The organism is Citrobacter sp. wls826 (assembly GCF_005281245.1).
In the GTDB taxonomy this organism is placed as follows: domain Bacteria; phylum Pseudomonadota; class Gammaproteobacteria; order Enterobacterales; family Enterobacteriaceae; genus Citrobacter; species Citrobacter braakii.
The window spans coordinates 164,634-183,599 of record NZ_SZWS01000055.1; the positions used below are offsets into that span (position 1 = coordinate 164,634).

General features: G+C 50.6%; 18 protein-coding genes. 12 read left to right on the top strand and 6 right to left on the bottom strand.

The features are described 5' to 3' along the window. Positions 1-38: 38 nt before the first annotated feature. Positions 39-314, bottom strand: coding sequence for a DUF1435 domain-containing protein (locus tag FDW87_RS16590; RefSeq protein WP_019078313.1), 276 nt, complete (start codon positions 312-314; stop codon positions 39-41). 216 nt (positions 315-530) lie between these two features. On the opposite strand from FDW87_RS16590, the gene FDW87_RS16595 reads away from it, so the two are divergent. Together FDW87_RS16595 and fhuF are read left to right on the top strand one after the other, a co-directional pair. After that, complete coding sequence (locus FDW87_RS16595) at positions 531-1,607, top strand: GGDEF domain-containing protein (RefSeq protein WP_016151597.1); 1,077 nt, start codon at positions 531-533, stop codon at positions 1,605-1,607. Between the two features lie 108 nt (positions 1,608-1,715). Continuing rightward, a complete protein-coding gene (gene fhuF, locus FDW87_RS16600) occupies positions 1,716-2,504 on the top strand; it encodes a siderophore-iron reductase FhuF (protein WP_016155626.1) in 789 nt (262 codons plus the stop codon). A 29-nt stretch (positions 2,505-2,533) separates the two neighbouring features. Here the strand turns inward: fhuF and FDW87_RS16605 are convergent, their stop codons facing one another. After that, positions 2,534-3,877 (bottom strand): PTS sugar transporter subunit IIC, encoded by a 1,344-nt coding sequence (locus tag FDW87_RS16605; RefSeq protein ID WP_016151595.1) that lies wholly within the window; start codon positions 3,875-3,877, stop codon positions 2,534-2,536. A 365-nt stretch (positions 3,878-4,242) separates the two neighbouring features. On the opposite strand from FDW87_RS16605, the gene FDW87_RS16610 reads away from it, so the two are divergent. Further along, positions 4,243-4,704 (top strand): YbaK/EbsC family protein, encoded by a 462-nt coding sequence (locus tag FDW87_RS16610; RefSeq protein ID WP_016151593.1) that lies wholly within the window; start codon positions 4,243-4,245, stop codon positions 4,702-4,704. 54 nt (positions 4,705-4,758) lie between these two features. Here the strand turns inward: FDW87_RS16610 and bglJ are convergent, their stop codons facing one another. Next, complete coding sequence (bglJ, locus tag FDW87_RS16615; RefSeq protein WP_029139757.1) at positions 4,759-5,436, bottom strand: DNA-binding transcriptional activator BglJ; 678 nt, start codon at positions 5,434-5,436, stop codon at positions 4,759-4,761. Beyond that, positions 5,397-6,122, bottom strand: a complete 726-nt coding sequence (locus tag FDW87_RS16620; protein WP_016151591.1) for a response regulator transcription factor — start codon at positions 6,120-6,122, stop codon at positions 5,397-5,399. The genes bglJ and FDW87_RS16620 overlap by 40 nt, the downstream gene beginning before the upstream one ends. Before the next feature lie 458 nt (positions 6,123-6,580). Here FDW87_RS16620 and FDW87_RS16625 point away from each other — a divergent pair, with 458 nt between their 5' ends. The 6 genes from FDW87_RS16625 (at position 6,581) to opgB (ending at position 12,307) form a co-directional block, all read left to right on the top strand. Then, positions 6,581-7,357, top strand: coding sequence for a threonine/serine exporter ThrE family protein (locus FDW87_RS16625; RefSeq protein WP_016155624.1), 777 nt, complete (start codon positions 6,581-6,583; stop codon positions 7,355-7,357). Next, complete coding sequence (locus FDW87_RS16630) at positions 7,348-7,821, top strand: threonine/serine exporter (protein ID WP_016151589.1); 474 nt, start codon at positions 7,348-7,350, stop codon at positions 7,819-7,821. Before FDW87_RS16625 ends, FDW87_RS16630 begins: the two co-directional genes overlap by 10 nt. A gap of 123 nt (positions 7,822-7,944) precedes the next feature. After that, positions 7,945-8,484 carry a primosomal protein DnaT gene (gene dnaT, locus FDW87_RS16635; protein WP_016151588.1) on the top strand — a complete coding sequence of 180 codons (540 nt, stop codon included), beginning with the start codon at positions 7,945-7,947 and terminating at the stop codon, positions 8,482-8,484. Between the two features lie 2 nt (positions 8,485-8,486). Further along, complete coding sequence (gene dnaC, locus FDW87_RS16640) at positions 8,487-9,224, top strand: DNA replication protein DnaC (protein ID WP_016155623.1); 738 nt, start codon at positions 8,487-8,489, stop codon at positions 9,222-9,224. A gap of 70 nt (positions 9,225-9,294) precedes the next feature. Continuing rightward, a complete protein-coding gene (locus FDW87_RS16645) occupies positions 9,295-9,786 on the top strand; it encodes a DUF2501 domain-containing protein (protein WP_137352594.1) in 492 nt (163 codons plus the stop codon). 229 nt (positions 9,787-10,015) lie between these two features. After that, positions 10,016-12,307 (top strand): phosphatidylglycerol--membrane-oligosaccharide glycerophosphotransferase, encoded by a 2,292-nt coding sequence (gene opgB, locus FDW87_RS16650; protein WP_016155622.1) that lies wholly within the window; start codon positions 10,016-10,018, stop codon positions 12,305-12,307. A gap of 106 nt (positions 12,308-12,413) precedes the next feature. Here the strand turns inward: opgB and FDW87_RS16655 are convergent, their stop codons facing one another. Together FDW87_RS16655 and FDW87_RS16660 are read right to left on the bottom strand one after the other, a co-directional pair. Then, positions 12,414-13,859, bottom strand: coding sequence for a tagaturonate reductase (locus FDW87_RS16655; RefSeq protein WP_137379958.1), 1,446 nt, complete (start codon positions 13,857-13,859; stop codon positions 12,414-12,416). 13 nt (positions 13,860-13,872) lie between these two features. Next, entirely contained in the window at positions 13,873-14,895 is a 1,023-nt protein-coding gene (locus tag FDW87_RS16660; protein WP_137379959.1) for a zinc-binding alcohol dehydrogenase family protein, read from the bottom strand. Between the two features lie 137 nt (positions 14,896-15,032). Here FDW87_RS16660 and FDW87_RS16665 point away from each other — a divergent pair, with 137 nt between their 5' ends. From FDW87_RS16665 to FDW87_RS16675, 3 genes are all read left to right on the top strand, one after another. Continuing rightward, entirely contained in the window at positions 15,033-15,944 is a 912-nt protein-coding gene (locus tag FDW87_RS16665; protein ID WP_137379960.1) for a GntR family transcriptional regulator, read from the top strand. A gap of 147 nt (positions 15,945-16,091) precedes the next feature. Then, positions 16,092-17,399 (top strand): enolase C-terminal domain-like protein, encoded by a 1,308-nt coding sequence (locus FDW87_RS16670; RefSeq protein WP_049269945.1) that lies wholly within the window; start codon positions 16,092-16,094, stop codon positions 17,397-17,399. Between the two features lie 128 nt (positions 17,400-17,527). After that, positions 17,528-18,913 carry an MFS transporter gene (locus FDW87_RS16675; protein ID WP_075207171.1) on the top strand — a complete coding sequence of 462 codons (1,386 nt, stop codon included), beginning with the start codon at positions 17,528-17,530 and terminating at the stop codon, positions 18,911-18,913. Positions 18,914-18,966: the final 53 nt, after the last annotated feature.

Below are 18,966 nucleotides of genomic sequence, written 5' to 3' on the forward strand. Positions count from 1 at the left end.
TTATCTTATTTCCCTCTCGATTTTCTTCCCTGTTTTGTTCATCCCTGATTCCCGTTCATCATCACCAGAACAATGCCGCCGATCAGCGCCGCACATGAAGGCAACAGGACAAAATGCCGCAAACGCTTGTGGTACAGCATGAGTGAAGTCAACAGTAATCCTAATACAATCATCGCCTTCCATACGTAGACCGACAGGTCGCTAAATGCCATCCCGGCAATCAGTATTCCCGGCAGCAGAACACCCCATCCACTGCCCAGCGTACGTTGCAACATGGTACCACCTATGACATTGATAATGATAACCAATATCATATGATAAATTTTCTCATTTGTCAGCTGGGAGGCACTATCAATTATATGAGTTTTACTTAACGATTGATGACATGAATAATTTAAGGTGATAAATTGCTCGCCGGTTAGCTTTTCAACTAAAAACAATAAAAACCTCTGCGAATGATACCCCGTTCGTTATTTGTTTTATTTACCAACACACCTTCGTACATTGCAGATAACTAACAATATTTACCTATGACAGTACAATCCTGGCGAGCTCTGCGCACCAAAAAATACCAACTCTCTTTACGATTGTTTCTGCTGCTCAACGCAGTCTCCGCACTGTTTACGCTTTTTTTTCCCCTGTTTGCCGTCAAAGCGTTGTCAGTACCGGCGTTGCTGATTCTCGTGATGAGTACATTGTTGCTGGCATGGCATAGGAAATATGTGGATAAAAGAATTAATCTTCCTTTTATTTCAATCGTTTTTGGTTTGCTATGGGCATTACATATTTTCCTGAAATATAACGCTCTGGGTCATAATGATTATTATTTTCTATTAATCGCGCTTCTCAGCGTGCTGTTTATTGGTTCTATCGCTTTTGCCAATAATATCATCGCGTTTACGCTTCACTCATTGCCTTCCGTCGCCGTCTGTTTATGGCTGAATGGCAGCGAGCATGGTTTGCGAATTATCTATTTTATGGCGCTGCCCATGGCCGGGATCGCCATCCAGCATGTGATACAAAAGCGCTACGATGGCTTCGCCCAGCAGCTGATGTATAAACTGCTGGAAGAACGGGAAACCCTGAACGGGCTCAGCATGCTCGACCCGCTAACCGGTTTGTACAATCGTCGGGGGCTACAACACCGACTCGATACGCTGTTGGCCTTGAGCAACGCGAAGCACTACGTCTTGCTGCTGGATATCGACCACTTCAAAGCCTATAACGATCACTACGGTCATATGATGGGAGATCAGGCGCTGATCCGCGTCTCTGCCGCGATTCGTGACTCCGTGCGCTCCCGGGACGTGGTGGCGCGCTTTGGTGGGGAAGAGTTTATGGTTTTGCTGACCGCGGTCGATCCCCAGCAGGCCCAGGCTGCCGCCGAACGTATTCGCCAGAAGGTGTACGACCTTAAAATTCCTCACATGTTTAACGAGAGCGTGGCAACCAACGTAACCGTGAGTATTGGTATTGCGCCTCTGGTCGAGCAGGATATTGATGCCGCTGTTGCCCGAGCGGATAAAGCCCTTTATGAGGCCAAGAGCCTTGGGCGCAACAGTACGCTGGTTAGCGATGACCTGCGGGTAAACTGCCCTTCTGCCTGAGCTATCTGTGCGGTGTCTCCCGGGATGGCGACAAAGATCTTGCCATCGCTCAATGTCAATTATAGGATTAGCAATCATTATCATTAAGATTAACATCCTTATATCGACATGGCTTATCGTTCCGCACCGATCGTTGAAGATGTCATCTGGCGTAGCCCTCTGCCTGCAAAGATACCCTCGCTGGCTGCTGCCGTACGCGCAACGATAGCCAACACCCGTGAGCACCTGCTGGACTTCATTCGTCTTGACGAAACGCCCGTGCCAGGTGCGATGACGCTACATGAATGGACGCAACCAACGACGCTAAGTTCATTGCTGGCTGTCTATTCGGACCATATTTATCGCAATCAGCCCACGCTGCCACGCGAAAATAAGCCGCTAATTTCTCTCTGGGCGCAGTGGTATATCGGCCTGATGATGCCTCCGCTCATGGTGGCCCTGCTGACGCAAAAAGAGGCCATCGACGTCTCTCCTGAACACATGCACGTAGAATTCCACGAAACAGGCCGTGCTGCCTGCTTCTGGATCGACGTGCATCAGGATCACCAGGTCACGGCCCAGTCTCCTCAGCAACGCATGGAAACGCTGATTCTCTCGGCGCTGACGCCGGTTGTGCAGGCGCTGGAAGCGACAGGCGAGATCAATGCGAAGCTTATCTGGAGCAACACCGGATATTTAATTCACTGGTATTTAACGGAAATGAAGCCGTTATTAGGTGAAGAACTGCTGACCACACTGCGCCAAACCTGTTTTTTTGAGAAGCAACTCTCCTGCGGTCAGGATAACCCCCTGTGGCGTACCGTTGTTCCGCGCGAGGGACTGTTAGTGCGCAGAACCTGCTGCCAGCGCTATCGCCTGCCCGATGTCCAGCAATGCGGTGACTGCACGCTGAAGTAAGCAAGGAGCCGTAGCCCCTCGCCCGTCAGTTATGCAACCTGCTGATTTTCTTCTTCTATACGCTGTGCTTCTTCTTTTTCCTGCGCTAATAGCTGCTTTTCGTAAACCTTAAAGAATGGGAAGTAGATGACGGCAGACACCAGTGCCAGCAGGACAACCAGAATGGCCGCACGATAATCCCAGCCTAACGCCCATGCCGCGCCAACCGGTGCCGGGGCCGTCCAGGGAACCACTGAAATCACCCGCCCAATTAAATCCAGCTTCATCGCCGCCCAGGCCAGCACTGCGTTCACCATAGGGGCCAGCAGGAAGGGAATAAAGAACACTGGGTTCATGACAATCGGCGTACCGAAAATCACCGGTTCGTTAATATTAAAAATGCTCGGGACAACGCTCAAACGCCCGATCGATCGCAGATGGGCCGAGCGGCTACGCAGATAGCAAATCACCAGCCCCATCGTCGCGCCGGAACCTCCAACCACAATAAAGAACGTCCAGAACGCTTCCATAAAGATATGCGGTAAAGGCGCGCCCTGCGCCAGCGCCGACTGGTTCATCCCGAGATTGGTGAGCCAGAACATTTGCAGCATTCCCGACACAATTGCCGCGCCATGAATACCCGCAAACCACAGCAGATGGCCGATCAGCACCGCCAGCAGTATCGCTGGCAGAGAATCCGCTGCAGACACCAGTGGTTTAAAGATGGCCATGATGGCCTGCGGGATCAGCATGTCAAACTGCGACTGAATCACCAGACTCAGCGGGTACAGCGTCAGCACCACCACCAGCACAGGGATCAGCAGATCGAAGGAGTTTTTGATCATCGGCGGCACCTGATCGGGTAAACGAATGCCGATGTTGTGCGCCTTCAGGAAGCGCATCATTTCAACGCAGTAAATAGCCACCAGGATGGCAGTGAAAATCCCCGTACCGCCCAGGCTATCAACCGGCATCGTGCCTTTGGTTTTCGGTGCAGCAATCAGCAAAAAAGCCATGATCGATAGCATCGCGCACATGAAGGGATCTAGCTGATGTGACTTCACATAGTGCTTGCCCAGGTTATAAGCGATAGCCGCACATATGTAGACTGACATGATCCCCATCGTCATATCAAACGGTGTGAGGATTTGGCCTTCAAACTGTTTCGCCATATCCAGCCACGCACGTGCAAACCCCCAGGTGGTATCCGGAGAAAAAGGCGGATAGGCGAAAACCAGCAGAAACGAGCCTACGATCATAAAGGGCATCGCCGAAATAAACCCATCACGGATAGCCATCACATGACGTTGTGAAGAGATGCGCCCGGCAACAGGGCTGACGTAATTTTCAACGAAGCGGAAAATCACATTAAACACAGCATGATTAGTAGACATAGCCGTTCTCCCGTTGTGCAAAACCCTGCAACCGTGCTGGTATCAACACCACCACGTAAAGCCCATTACTACTTTTCGCAACCGTGCCGGGAGGAACGCCAGCGCTACTGCATTTTGAGTTCAGTTTCATAGATGGCTCTTGTTATGTAATACAGAGGAAGTGACAACTTCAGTATTAATCGCCATTTGAGCATTCTGCAACCGGTTACTGTAACCGGTTTCTTTGATTGTGAAGACGATCGAAAAACTGCCAATGTTGCCATGTTGTTACATTAAAATATTTACAGCGAGCTTGCCCCTATGACAAATTACGCCATGCGGTTTTCTGCTGGATGGAGCTGCCTGTAGGCGATTTGGAGAGAAGAATGAGTTTGCAATCTGTACGCCAATTTTTAGCGCAATATGCACCAGATATTGAGATTATCGAATTAGATCAGAGCACAGCTACCGTCGATCTGGCAGCGAAAGCCCATAACGTCGAACCTGGCCAGATCGCGAAAACGCTTTCGCTGAAGGTCAAGAACGACATTATTCTGGTCGTCGCCAAAGGTGATGCCCGACTGGATAACAAAAAGCTAAAGAGCACTTTCGGTGCCAAAGCCCGTATGTTGAGTAGCGATGAAGTAGTGAACGCGACGGGCCATCCCGTTGGCGGCGTTTGCCCTTTCGGACTGGAAACGCCGATTTCGGTGTACTGCGATGTTTCGTTGAAGCATTACGCTGAAGTGCTTCCCGCCGCAGGCGCCATCCACAGCGCCGTTCGTATCACGCCAGAAAGGATGGCTGAGCTGACTTCCGCCACCTGGGTGGATGTGTGTCAGGGATGATTCACGTTCCGTGCCGATAACGAAACCCGGCACGAAACGATCTAACATTACCCGTTAAGAAGCCGCCTGTAGAAAAGGTGCAGGTTCACCTGCACGCAGGTACAGCAGGATATCTGCAGCATCCAGCAGTCCGGCATCTGAGCTCACGCCCAGCTTGGACATCACATTAAATTTATGTGCCCGAATGGTTTTAATATTCCGCTCTAACTGAGCAGCGATCTGCGGCATTGAATAGCCATTCGACATAAAGCGCAGTATTTCTCGTTCTGTTGGACTGAGCATACGGCTTTGATTGATATACCAATGGTTTTTAGAACCTTCGGTTCCCCGATTGGGGCCGTTCAATACCGTAAATAACGCGTCCTGCAGTACCGTTAATGAAGAAGATTTGCTCACAACGCCATCTAACGGCAACGGTGACAAAGAGCCGATTAATCGCGCTTCAGCGTCATCATCAGCAATCACCACCCGGCGAATACGCGGAAAATTTACAGCCAGTTCCGTCAGATAAGCTAACCCGGCCCTGCGATCGGTTCTGATTGCAGAGAGGGAGAAAATAACCGCCGAAAACGACGTTTTTAACATAACCTGACTAAATGCAGGCTGGCTCGAAAAGATATGTAGTTCGTATTGGTTATCCGGCATGGTATTAAACAGGCTCTTAATACCGACGCTACTCATCGCGCACTTCTCTACCAGCGCAACGTTTCTTTTGATGCTTCGGCTTTCCATTCCGTGGTTTCTCCATAAACTGAAGGTAAATTCAATTCTCGCGATCCTTGAGAACTGTTTATCCAGGCGTACATTTCTGCATTGCTATGTATCGACAAGCGGCGCATAGCACTGTTCTTTTGGGCGCTAATCGTTTTATTGCTTTTCTTCAGCAATGTCGCAATCTGATTAATTCCCCAACCTTTTCCCAGGAGTCTCAGCACTTTCCTCTCCGAGAGGGTAAGTACAATTGAGCGGGCGCTATGGTCTGCTAATTCTGGCATCACGGGCGGAGAGAGCAGCGACTTGCTAATTCTCTCGGCACGGCTATTTCCTGCGTGAATAACATTCACCAAACTTTCAATCGTCTCGGCATCAGATAACAGCGAACTGACAGGACACATCAGCAATTCAATGGCCAGCGGATAAAAAACACGAGAAACGAGAAATACCCAGTGAATATCGCGGTATTGAGATAATAAAGAATAATACTGTTCGCAGACTGAACGTGGATGATTACAGTCTCCGGATAAATCAGCAATCACCAAATCGGCACAACGCAGCTGCAGCAACGTCAATTCTTCGACGGAGCGGCAGTAGGTAAGTTCATAATCAGCGAACTGCCCCTGCATTACACCTTTAAGTCCGGTTTGTACGATCGGTAATTTACTAATAATAATTGCGTTTTTGCAGCGTCCTGGCAACATATCTCCTCCACACTCACCAGTCCGTATTCGCACTTATTAAAAATCCCCTGATAAATTAAAAGTATTAATTAACAGGAAACCCTAAAAAATAGACGAGGTGAATTGTTTATCCTTGGCTTTTATTTATAAACAAAGTTATACCGCTACAATCCCAGTAGCATCAAACTATTGAACCATCATGCCAATAATTACTCATGAATACACTCTTTGTACAATTAAAAGAACTACAATAGATCGTTAGCGTTGCTTACGTATTTTCCATCCTGATAAATAACATTACATTTTCATAAGCGCTGTCTTTATTGATAAGCAAGTGAGGTGTGCAAACGCATCAGACGTACGATCTGCATCTTTTTTCGACGCAAAGATTGATCTTAGCCAGAGCCAACAGGATCATGCTTCATGATAAAAAGAAGACATCCGCCACGCAAAGAGATCCTTTTCAGTCAGAGCGAGTCATGCAAACAGAGCAGTCGTCACAGCGAACGGTTACACGGTTATGTATTCAATGCGGTCTTTTTTTACTTCAGCATGGGGCAGAAAGTGCGCTGGTTGACGAGCTATCCACCCGCCTCGGGCTGGCGCTTGGCATGGATAGCGTAGAAAGCGCTATCTCCTCTAACGCCATCGTCCTGACCACCATTAAAGACGGGCAGTGCCTGACTTCAACGCGAAAAAATCAGGATCGCGGAATTAACATGCACGTCGTGACGGAGGTGCAGCACATCGTTATTCTGGCGGAACACAAACTGCTGGATGTTAAAGGCGTTGAGAAACGCTTTAGCCAGATTAAACCGCTGCGCTATCCAAGATGGTTGGTCGCCTTTATGGTCGGCTTGTCCTGCGCCTGCTTTTGTAAACTCAATAATGGCGGATGGGATGGCGCGGTGATCACCTTTTTCGCCAGTATGGTGGCAATGTATATTCGCCAGATTCTGGCGTCCCGGCATTTGCACCCGCAAATCAACTTCTGCATTACTGCGTTTGTGGCAACCTCGATTTCTGGTCTGCTGCTGACGTTGCCGACGTTTAACCACACTCCAACCATCGCCATGGCCGCCAGCGTGCTGCTGTTGGTTCCGGGTTTTCCGTTGATCAACTCCGTCGCGGATATGTTTAAGGGACACATTAATACTGGGCTCGCTCGCTGGGCTATTGCCAGTCTGCTGACGCTGGCGACCTGCATTGGCGTAGTCATGTCGATGACCTTATGGGGGCTGCGCGGATGGGCGTGATCGATTTCATTTTGGCGCTAATGCAGGACATGATCCTGTCGGCGATTCCGGCGCTTGGTTTTGCCATGGTATTTAACGTACCACATCGGGCGCTCCCCTGGTGCGCGTTACTCGGCGCACTCGGCCACGGTTCACGAATGGTGATGATGAGCGCTGGATTTAATATCGAATGGTCAACTTTTATGGCGTCGCTACTGGTGGGCTGCATTGGGATCCAGTGGTCACGCTGGTATCTGGCGCACCCGAAAGTCTTCACCGTTGCGGCAGTAATCCCCATGTTCCCTGGGATCTCGGCCTATACCGCCATGATCTCGGCGGTAAAAATCGGCCATTTTGGCTACAGCGAAGCGCTGATGATCACGCTGTTGACCAATTTCCTGAAAGCCTCATCGATTGTCGGAGCGCTCTCTATCGGGCTATCCGTACCGGGATTATGGCTGTATCGCAAACGCCCGCGTGTTTAGCGGCACGCTTTGTTAGCTCCTCGCAGAGAGGGGAATCGCCCCCTCATCTGCTGCTCTCCTTCTTCTCTGTGTTACTATAAAAGCAGTCCCCTTCTCGGTTGTTGTTCAGTATTGAGAAACATTATGCCCAGCAAAATTTTGACGCCGGACGTCACTAGCATTGACGCCTTACTACACGATCACCATACGGTGCTGGCCAGGTCTGCGGGCGGTGCCGTAGCCGTATTCGCCAACAACGCGCCAGCATTTTACGCGGTGACGCCTGCACGACTGGCCGAGTTGTTGGCGCTTGAAGAGAAGCTGTCACGCCCGGGAAGCGATGTGACGCTGGATGCACAATTTTATGAAGAGCCGCAAACCGCTCCTGTTGTCGTGCCAATGGGGAAATTTGCGATGTACGCTGACTGGCAGCCCGATGCCGACTTTCAGCGCCAGGCCGCCCTGTGGGGCGTGGCGTTAAGAGAACCGGTCACCGCCGAGGAACTGGCCTCATTTGTCGCCTACTGGCAGGCCGAAGGCAAAGTCTTTCACCATATTCAGTGGCAGCAAAAACTGGCACGCAGCATCCAGATTGGCCGGGCCAGCAATGGCGGAATGCCGAAGCGCGATGTGAACAGTGTCAGCGAGCCTGACAACCATATTCCACCGGGTTTTAGAGGATAACGATGAAAAACGTTGGCGACCTGATGAAACGTCTGCAAAAAATGATGCCGGCTAATGTCGAGCCAGCCTTTAAAACGGGCGAGGAGCTGCTGGCATGGCAAAAAGAGCAAGGTGAAATTCGCGCCGCAGCGCTGGCCCGTGAAAACCGGGCTATGAAAATGCAGCGCACATTCAACCGTTCCGGTATTCGTCCACTGCATCAGAACTGTTCGTTCGATAACTATCGGGTGGAATGCGAAGGTCAGATGAACGCCCTGAGCAAAGCTCGCCAGTACGTTGAAGAGTTTGACGGCAACATCGCCAGCTTTATTTTCTCTGGCAAGCCCGGCACCGGCAAAAACCATCTGGCCGCCGCTATCTGCAACGAACTGCTGCTGCGCGGCAAATCGGTGCTGATTATCACCGTTGCGGACATTATGTCAGCCATGAAAGATACCTTCAGCAACCGTGAAACCAGCGAAGAACAGCTACTCAACGATCTCAGTAATGTCGATTTGCTGGTGATCGACGAAATCGGCGTGCAGACCGAATCCCGCTATGAAAAGGTGATCATCAACCAGATCGTCGATCGCCGCTCGTCTTCAAAACGCCCGACCGGTATGTTGACCAACAGCAATATGGATGAAATGAACAAACTGCTGGGCGAGCGGGTAATGGACCGTATGCGCCTTGGCAACAGCCTGTGGGTGATTTTTAACTGGGAAAGCTACCGTAGTCGGGTAACCGGTAAAGAGTATTAACGTATTAGGACCACTCCTAAGACTGCCGGCGCTATACTGCGCTGAAAAGGCATAACACGAGTTGCATATAATGATGAAAACAACCAAACGTCTGCTGTGCGGTGCGCTTGCCGCCAGCACGCTCATCTCGACCAGCGTTTTCGCCGCCTCCTGGCAGGATTCGCTCTCCAGCGCGGCCAGCGAACTGAGCAAACAAAGCTCCGGCTCGCAGGGCGGCTCGTCACTCTCTTCCCTGACCAGTCTACTGAATGGCAGCAATCAGTCGCTGACCTCCAGCAGCATGAATAACGCCGCCGGGATCCTGGAATATTGCGCGAAACAGAAACTGGCCTCGGTCACCGACACGCAAAACGTCAAAAACCAGGTGCTGGATAAACTGGGCCTCAGTGCTCCGGAGCAGAAACAAGACACCAACTATATGGACGGCATTCAGGGGCTGCTCAACGCCAAAGATGGTCAACAACTGGACCTGAACACAATTGGCAACAGCTCGCTGGCGAAGCAGGTAAAAACCAAGGCCTGCGATCTGGTGTTAAAACAGGGTATGAACTTCATTTCCTGACGCACGACATGCCGCGTATATCCTGCGCGGCATCAACCTGCTCCCCATAAAATTCACACGTCAAATAATCAGTAAATCCCCGCAAAAAACACGCATATCTAAACCAATTCTGAATAACAACGTAATTTAATGTCACTACAATTGCAGCAATGCAACATCGCTATTACATTGTGCTTTCCCCAAATCATTAGCCTGCCAGGCGTTTGCCCGGTTTACTGAGGATCGATCGTTGTCAGAACTCATCTCCATCACTCTGTTTCTCGCTTCAGTGCTGATTTACGCCTGGAAAGCGGGTCGCAATACCTGGTGGTTTGCTGCCACGTTAACGGTGCTGGGGATTTTTATTGTCTTGAATATCACGCTGTATGCCAGTGACTATTTCACCGGCGACGGTATCAATGACGCGGTTCTGTACACGCTGACCAACAGCCTGACCGGCGCGGGAATTGGAAAATATATCTTACCTGGCGTCGGGATTGCGCTGGTCCTGACGACCGTTTTTGTCGCTCTCGGCTGGATTCTGCGCCGCCGTCGCCATCATCCGCATCATGTGGGTTACAGTCTGCTGGCCCTGCTGCTGGCGCTGGCCTCCGTAGATGCCAGCCCGGCGTTTCACCAGATAACCGAACTGGTAAAGTCGCAGTCGCGCGATGGCGATCCGGATTTCCCAACCTATTATAAAGAGCCGTCAAAAACGATTCCCAACCCGAAGCTGAATCTGGTTTATATCTATGGCGAAAGCCTCGAGCGCACCTATTTTAACAATGACGCGTTCCCGGATCTGACCCCGGAACTCGGTGCGTTGAAAAACGAAGGGCTGGATTTCAGCAATACCATGCAACTGCCGGGTACCGATTACACCATCGCTGGCATGGTCGCCTCCCAGTGCGGTATTCCGCTGTTTGCGCCGTTTGAAGGCAACGCCTCGGCGTCGGTCTCCAGCTTCTTCCCCAACAATATCTGTCTGGGCGATATCCTGAAAAACTCCGGCTATCAAAACTACTTTGTGCAGGGAGCCAACCTGCGCTTTGCCGGCAAAGACGTGTTCCTGAAATCTCACGGTTTTGATCATCTCTACGGTGCGGAAGAGTTAAAAAGCGTGGTTGCGGACCCGGCCTATCGCAACGACTGGGGCTTCTACGACGATACCGTGCTGGATGAAGCGTGGAAAAAATTCGAAGAGCTTTCACGTTCGGGCCAGCGCTTTTCACTATTTACGCTGACCGTGGATACCCATCATCCAGATGGATTTATCTCACGTAGCTGCAACCGTAAACGTTATGACATCGACGGGAAGGCCAACCAATCCTTCAGCGCGGTCAGCTGCAGCCAGGAAAACATTGCCGAATTTATCAATAAGATCAAAGCCTCACCGTGGTTCAAAGATACCGTTATCGTGGTTTCTTCCGATCATCTGGCGATGAACAACACCGCATGGAAGTATCTGAACAAGCAGGATCGCAACAACCTGTTCTTCGTGCTGCGCGGCGACCAGCCACAGCAGGAGACGCTGGCGGTGAAGCGTAACACGATGGATAACGGGGCAACGGTACTGGATATTCTCGGTGGCGATAACTTTATCGGTCTTGGCCGCAGCAGTTTGTCGAGCGAATCCGTGTCTGAAGTGTTCCTGAACATCAAAGAAAAAATGCTGGCGTGGAAGCCCGATATCATCCGCCTGTGGAATTTCCCGAAAGAGATGAAAGAGTTCACCGTCGACCAGGACAAAAACATGATCTCTTTCTCCGGCAGCCATTTCCGCCTGCCGTTGCTGCTGCGCGTATCGGACAAACGCGTCGAGCCGCTGCCGGAAAGCGAATACTCGGCCCCGCTGCGCTTCCAACTGGCAGATTTCGCGCCGCGAGATAACTTTGTCTGGGTTGATCGCTGCTACAAAATGGCGCAGCTATGGGCCCCGGAGCTGGCGCTCTCCACCGACTGGTGCGTATCGCAAGGCCAGTTAGGCGGACAGCAAATCGTGCAGCACGTCGACAAAGCCAAATGGAAAAGTAAAACCGTGTTTAAAGACACGGTGATCGACATGGAGCGCTACAAAGGTAACGTTGATACGCTGAAAATTGTCGATAACGACATTCGCTACAAAGCCGACAGCTTCGTCTTCAACGTGGCGGGCGCGCCGGAAGAGGTTAAACAGTTTAGCGGCATTTCACGCCCCGAATCCTGGGGACGCTGGTCCAATGCGCAGCTCAGCAAAGAGGTGACCATCGAGTACAAGGCCCCGCTGCCGAAGAAATTCGATCTGGTCATTACAGCGAAAGCCTTCGGCGACAACGCCAATCGCCCTATTCCCGTACGCGTTGGCCACGAGGAACAGACGCTGGTGTTAGGCCATGATGTCACTACCACTACCTTGCATTTTGATAACCCGGCGGATGCCGATACGCTGGTGATTGTCCCGCCCGATCCGGTCGCCACCAACGAGGGCAATATTCTCGGCCACTCGCCGCGTAAACTGGGGATCGGGATGGTTGAAATCAAAGTGGTCGCTCAGGGCTCGTAACATGAAATGGCTGATGGCGCTTCGCTTATCAGTCTTACAGCTAGCCGCATTTATTGTCTGAAAAAAAAACAGCGCCCAACACCACACCGGGCGCTGCATGGCAACCTTATTCCAGACTTTTCACTGCCTGGCGCATACCCTGCACCAGAATCATTTCCAGGTTTGCCGTCACCAGCCCGGCAAGCCCGGGCAGCAACGTCAAATCTTCACCCCAGTGCGCCGCATCGCCGAGCACAGTATCCACCAGTTCACGCAGCGTTAAATCTTTGCCAACTCGCGGCCACAGACTGGCATACAGGCTAACCCACTGCTCATCATCCTGTATCGGATAGCGTTCTCCCTCCCGCTCTGCGCGATAAAACGCCAGCAGCGCCGCGAGGGCGAACGTTAACCGCACGGGCCAGCGCCCATTTTGCTGGCCCGCCAGCAGTTGCGGCAAAATTCGGGTACGGAATTTGGTCATCCCGTTAAGCGCAATGGAAAGCAACTGGTGACGAATGTAGGGGTTTTGAAAACGCCCGCTCACCGCGTCGGCAAATTCACGCAGTTCATCCGCCGGGAGATCCAATACCGGTATAATTTCCTCGCTAATCGCCCGCTCGATAAAGTGACGGACATCGGCATCCTGCATCGCTTCGCCGACGGTCTCCAGACCACACAACCAGGCCACCGGCACCAACGCCGTATGCGCGCCATTGAGAATGGCGACCTTACGCTCTTTGTACGGTTTGATATCGCTCACTACCCGAATGTTCAGCGGGCACTGCGCCAGCTTCAGCTCCTCGGCCAGCCACTGCGGCCCCTGAATCACAAACAGGTAAAAATGCTCCGCGGTATCGAGAAACGCATCGTGATAGCCAAGCGTAGCTTCCAGCGCGGCGGCTTCTTCTCGCGGGTAGCCGGTGACAATGCGGTCGACCAGCGTGGAACAGAAGGTGTTTGCCGTCGCCACCCAGTCGGCAAACGCCGGGGGAAGCTGCCACTCCTGCGCATACTGCAGTACCAGCGTTTTGAGCGCCTCACCGTTATAGTCGATAAGCTCGCACGGGATAATGACCCAGCCCTTATCCACTGCACCCTCAAAATGATTAAAACGCTCCAGCAGCAGACGCGTCAGTTTAGCCGGAAAGCTTACCGGCGGCGCATCATCGACCCGGTCTGCCGCGTGATAGCTAATTCCGGCTTCGGTGGTATTTGAAAACACAAAGCGAATATCCGCATTGTGGGCCAGCGCCAGATACGCCGCGAAGTCCTGATACGGATTGATTTCGTTATTCACCGAACGGATCAGCCGCGCCTCGCTCACCGCTTCGCCCTGCGCGTTTAGCCCGCGAATAAGCGTGGTATACAGCCCGTCCTGGGTATTCAGCGACGGTGGAAAATCGCTATTGATCGGGCGAACGATGGTCACGCCAGCGTTCAAAAAGGTTTGCTCGTTGAGGATATCCAGTTGCCAGTCGACAAACGCCCGCAGGAAATTCCCTTCACCAAACTGGATCACGCGCGTTGGGTAACTGGCACCCGGAAAATCACGTCGATTCAATGTCTTCATCACATTTACCCTCTCAGAACGTGATCACGCCTTTAATCAGTTCACGGTTGTTAATCACATCCCGTTCGTAGATTTCCGCCAGTGTGGCAAATGAGTAACGGTGCGTGAGCATCATGTCGGCGGTCAGTTTGCCTTCCGACATCAGGCGGCCCACTTTGGCGAAATCTTCCGGTGTGGCGTTGCGACTGCCCATCATGGTGGTCTCTTTCTTGTGGAACTCCGGATCGGAGAACTGCAAATCGCCTTTGAATAGCCCAACGAAAACAATGCTGCCGCCATGGCGAATCAAATTCACCGTGTTGTTCATCGCATGCTGATTGCCCGTGGCATCAATGACCTTTTGCGCCAGCGAACCGCCAAACTGGTCACGCAGTTGCGCATCAAAATCTTCAGCAGACGGATCGATAACCGGGAGCCCCAACCGGGAAACCACATGCTCCCGGCGAGCCGGACTGGTATCGGCGACCACCACCTGTGCGCCATCGGCTTTGGCAATCGCCGCCGCGCCCAGACCAATCGGACCGGCACCGACCACCAGCACCTGCTCACCCGGAGCCACCGCCGCCCGGCGTACCGCATGCGCGCTAATGGCATAAGGCTCAATCAGCGCCGCCGCCTGCGGATCAATTCCCTGCGCATCCAACAGGTTGGTGACCGGTACGGACAGGTATTCGCTGAAGCCGCCATCCTGATGCACGCCAATCACCGAAATCTTCTCGCAGCAGTTAGTGCGCCCGCTCAGACAGGCCGGACACTGCTGGCAGGCCACGTAAGGAATAACCGCCACCTGCTGACCATTTTTCAAATTCTGTATATTTTTGCCCAGCCCAACAATTTCCCCACATATTTCATGACCCAGCACACGAGGATAGCTGAAAAATGGCTGATTGCCGCCCCAGGCATGAATATCGGTACCGCAAATCCCGACTGATTTAATTTTTATTAATGCTTCACCCTCACCCGGAATAGGTATTTCACGCTCTTTCCAGACTAATTTTTTAGGTTCCTGGCAAATCAACGTATTCATCGTAGACATGATTCTGCTCTCCTGTTTTTTTGTTGCCTCAGATATCAACGAAAATAAAAAAGCCGGAGAAAGCAGAAACACAATCTGTGAATCCCAGCGCATAAAAATGTTTTAAATCGGGTTTTAATACGCAAAAAGGAGAAGCCATGAGCCGTTCACAGAACTTACGCCACAATGTGATTAACCAGATAATCGATGATATGGCGCGTGGTCATATCTCTTCCCCCCTCCCGTCGCAAAGCGCGCTGGCGGAGATGTACAACATCAGCCGCACCACCGTGCGCCATATGCTGAGCCACTTAGGCGAGTGCGGCGTGCTGACCCAGGTCGGCAGCCACTATGTCATCGTACGTAAACCCGACCATGACGACGGTTTTGCCTGTACCACCGCCTCCATGACTGAGCAAAACCGGATTTTTGAGCAGGCTTTTTTCACCATGATCAACCAGCGTCAGCTACGCGCAGGGGAGAGTTTCTCCGAACTACAGCTTGCCAGAGCTGCAGGGGTCAGCCCGGTGGTGGTGAGAGAATATCTTTTAAAATTCGAACGTTACAATCTGATCAAAAACGAAAAACGCGGTCATTGGAGCATGAAGCAGTTCGATCAGGCCTATGCGGAACAGCTGTTTGAACTCAGAGAGATGCTGGAAACCCATTCCCTGCAGCATTTTCTCAATCTGCCCGACGATGACCCGCGCTGGCTGCAGGCTAAAACACTGCTGGAGCGCCACCGGGTCCTGCGCGACAGCATCGGCAGCAGCTTTCGTATGTTCTCGCAGTTAGACCGTGAGTTTCATGCTTTATTGCTCTCCGCAGCAGATAATATATTTTTTAATCAATCACTTGAAATTATCTCCGTGATTTTCCACTTTCATTATCAGTGGGATGAAAGCGACCTCAAGCAGCGCAATATCATTGCCATTGATGAGCATATGACCATCCTCAGCGCACTGATTTGCCGCAGCGACCTGGATGCTATCCTTGCTCTTCGCAACCACCTTGAAACGGCAAAACAATCAATGCTGCGCTCTATCCAGCAAAACAACCGATATAATTAAAAGCAGATTAAAAACACAAAATTGCAAAATACCCCACAATCTTATTATCAACTCACATTGAGTAATTTACTCCCTCTTACACTCATGGTGTCTGCTAAACGAATTTATCTATTTTATTAGCAAAAGAACATCACAACAGGAGTCAACATGGCGATTACAATCAAGGATATAAGTGTTAAAGATATCCGTTTCCCTACATCCAGGAACTTGGATGGTTCTGATGCAATGAATGCAATATCCGACTACTCCGCGACGTATGTCACATTAACTACCGACCACGCAGAAAATTTAAAAGGGTATGGTTTGACTTTTACTATTGGTCGCGGCAACGATTTATGTGTAAGCGCAGTAAAATCTTTAGCCGAATTATTTGTTATTGGCCGTACGCTGGAAGACATTACGGCTAACTTTGGCCAATTCTGGCATGAACTTGTTTCTGGTGATTGTCAGTTACGCTGGGTTGGCCCGGAAAAAGGTGTTATTCATCTAGCCACCGCGGCAATTATTAACGCATTGTGGGATCTCTGGGCGCGTTCGCAGAATAAAACCGTATGGAAAATGCTGGTCGACATGTCGCCGGAAGAGCTTGTTCGCTGCATTGATTTCACCTACATCAAGGATGTTCTGACGCCTGAAGAAGCCATAACATTATTACGTAGAGTTGAAACTGGTAAAGCGCAGCGTGAACGAGAAATGCTGGAAACGGGCTTTCCTGGTTACACAACGGCCGCAGGTTGGCTTGGGTATTCAGAAGAAAAAATGCGTCAGCTTGCCCGTCAGGCCGTGGCTGATGGCTGGACGCATCTGAAGCAAAAAGTCGGTGCCGATATCGAGCAAGATATTCGCCGGGCGACGATCCTGCGCGAAGAGCTGGGTTGGGAACGCAAACTGATGATGGATGCCAACCAAATATGGGGCGTTGATGAAGCCATTACGGCGATGCGCAAACTAGCTAAGTTTGATCCACTCTGGATCGAAGAGCCCACCAGCCCTGACGATATACTCGGTCACGCAGCAATAAAAGCCCGAATTGGTGATATTGGCATTGCTACCGGTGAACATGCTCATAACCGGGTAATGTTTAAACAATTCTTCCAGTCAGGCGCAATGGATTTTTGCCAGTTAGACCCTGCCCGTTTGGGTGGTTTAAACGAAGTTCTCGCTGTCGTACTAATGGCGGCGAAATTTGGTGTCCCTGTATGCCCACATGGTGGTGGCGTCGGTCTGTGTCAGTATTCATTGAATATTGTTTTATTTGACTATATCGCCGTATCAGCATCACTGGAAAATAGAGTTTTAGAATATGTTGATCACTTACACGAGAATTTCGAAGAGCCGCTGGTGATAAAACGTGGACGATATTACCCATTGTTGCAACCAGGTTATGGTGTGAAAATGAAACCAGATACGCTAACACGTTATTCATGGCCCGATGGCCAAGAATGGTTAAGTTAATATAAAAACAAACAGGTATTTCATCAAATACCTGTTTAAAAGTTCTTCCATAATATTGCCTACTCACTTTCCCATTATCCTGATGAGAAATAAAAGTAGCTCTCTACCATTTGATTGGAAGCATATTTATGAGTAAAAGTGATAATGAAAAGATTGTCAATTCGGCGGTTAAAAAGTCAATTATACGGCTTTTACCCTTTTTGGCACTCATGTATGTCATGGCTTATCTGGATCGCGCCAACATTGGTTTTGCAAAAGAGGCATTCCAGGTTGATACGGGATTGAGTAATGCAGCATATGCTTTTGGCGCAGGGGTCTTTTTTATTGGTTATGCGCTATTTGAAGTTCCCAGCAATATATTTTTATATAAAGTGGGTGCGCGCTTATGGCTTTCCCGCATCATGGTAACATGGGGGCTTATTTCTGCTGCGATGATGTTTGCCCATGATGAGAAAACATTTATTATTTTGCGTTTTCTTCTCGGTGCATCTGAAGCAGGATTTATGCCCGGCGTAATGTTATATCTGACGTTCTGGTTTCCGCTTAATATCAGGGCAAAAGTGGCTGGTTATTTCTGGTTTGGGCCACCGATCGCGTTTATTCTCGGAGGGCCTGTATCCGGTGGGTTATTAACTATCCATGATTTATGGGGATTACATAACTGGCAATTAATGTTTTTGGTTGAAGGATTACTCGCTGCACTTGTTGGGATTGTAGCATTTTTCTATCTTGATGATAAGCCATCAGATAAACGTTGCACATTCCTGACCGCGGAAGAAAAAAGCGCGCTTAGCACCATTATGGAAAAGGAAGAGCACACAAAAAAAAGCCATGGCCCGCAAGGGATCCTGAAAGCACTGTGCGACCCCAGAGTGCTGTATCTGTGTCTGATCTGCTTCACCATTCAGGTTGGTTCTTACGGTATTGCATTCTTCCTGCCTTCTCAGGTTGCGGCATTATCAGGCCAAGGCGTTGGCTTCATCGTTGGGGTTTTATCCGGTATTCCGTGGTTATGCGCACTTTTCGCTGCGTGGTATATCCCGCATCTTTCCACAAAACTGAAAGAACGTCGCTGGATAAGTACGATTACACTGCTCTTTGGTGGACTTGGTGTTGCATTATCTGGGATGCTTGCCGGTTCGCCGATCTGGGCTTTCATCGCACTTTGCATTGGCTGCGCAGGCTTGCTGGCCGTCCAACCTATTTACTGGACCTTCCCAACCAGCTATCTCGGAGGTGCCGCGGCAGCATCGGGTATTGCACTTATTAACTCGCTAGGTAATCTTGGCGGATTCGTGGCCCCCAACATTCGCGTATGGGCTGAGAATGCGTTTGATTCGAATATTGCCGGGCTTTACCTGCTAGGTGGAATTGCGATTATCGGCGCCATTATGCTTGCCGGGATATTCCAAATTGGTATTCGGCGTGATTTGGATGGCCCTGCGCCAGAAAAGAGCCACGCTACGGACACCCCGGACTCTACAACGACGGCAACATCCGCTTCCGTAGAATGATGCCCGAGCGGTGCATACTGTTGTTCATCTCATAAAAGCGCCCTCAATTGAGG

Bases quoted from the DNA above. Each gene is read 5' to 3' on its own strand.
- FDW87_RS16660 (WP_137379959.1), bottom strand. From the start codon at position 14,895: ATGTCTACGATGAATACGTTGATTTGCCAGGAACCTAAAAAATTAGTC.
- dnaT (WP_016151588.1), top strand. From the start codon at position 7,945: ATGCCCAGCAAAATTTTGACGCCGGACGTCACTAGCATTGACGCCTTA.
- FDW87_RS16675 (WP_075207171.1), top strand. From the start codon at position 17,528: ATGAGTAAAAGTGATAATGAAAAGATTGTCAATTCGGCGGTTAAAAAG.
- FDW87_RS16645 (WP_137352594.1), top strand. From the start codon at position 9,295: ATGATGAAAACAACCAAACGTCTGCTGTGCGGTGCGCTTGCCGCCAGC.
- FDW87_RS16670 (WP_049269945.1), top strand. From the start codon at position 16,092: ATGGCGATTACAATCAAGGATATAAGTGTTAAAGATATCCGTTTCCCT.
- FDW87_RS16655 (WP_137379958.1), bottom strand. From the start codon at position 13,859: ATGAAGACATTGAATCGACGTGATTTTCCGGGTGCCAGTTACCCAACG.
- FDW87_RS16630 (WP_016151589.1), top strand. From the start codon at position 7,348: ATGGGCGTGATCGATTTCATTTTGGCGCTAATGCAGGACATGATCCTG.
- FDW87_RS16595 (WP_016151597.1), top strand. From the start codon at position 531: ATGACAGTACAATCCTGGCGAGCTCTGCGCACCAAAAAATACCAACTC.
- FDW87_RS16665 (WP_137379960.1), top strand. From the start codon at position 15,033: ATGAGCCGTTCACAGAACTTACGCCACAATGTGATTAACCAGATAATC.
- bglJ (WP_029139757.1), bottom strand. From the start codon at position 5,436: ATGGAAAGCCGAAGCATCAAAAGAAACGTTGCGCTGGTAGAGAAGTGC.
- FDW87_RS16625 (WP_016155624.1), top strand. From the start codon at position 6,581: ATGCAAACAGAGCAGTCGTCACAGCGAACGGTTACACGGTTATGTATT.
- fhuF (WP_016155626.1), top strand. From the start codon at position 1,716: ATGGCTTATCGTTCCGCACCGATCGTTGAAGATGTCATCTGGCGTAGC.
- FDW87_RS16610 (WP_016151593.1), top strand. From the start codon at position 4,243: ATGAGTTTGCAATCTGTACGCCAATTTTTAGCGCAATATGCACCAGAT.
- FDW87_RS16605 (WP_016151595.1), bottom strand. From the start codon at position 3,877: ATGTCTACTAATCATGCTGTGTTTAATGTGATTTTCCGCTTCGTTGAA.
- FDW87_RS16620 (WP_016151591.1), bottom strand. From the start codon at position 6,122: ATGTTGCCAGGACGCTGCAAAAACGCAATTATTATTAGTAAATTACCG.
- FDW87_RS16590 (WP_019078313.1), bottom strand. From the start codon at position 314: ATGATATTGGTTATCATTATCAATGTCATAGGTGGTACCATGTTGCAA.
- dnaC (WP_016155623.1), top strand. From the start codon at position 8,487: ATGAAAAACGTTGGCGACCTGATGAAACGTCTGCAAAAAATGATGCCG.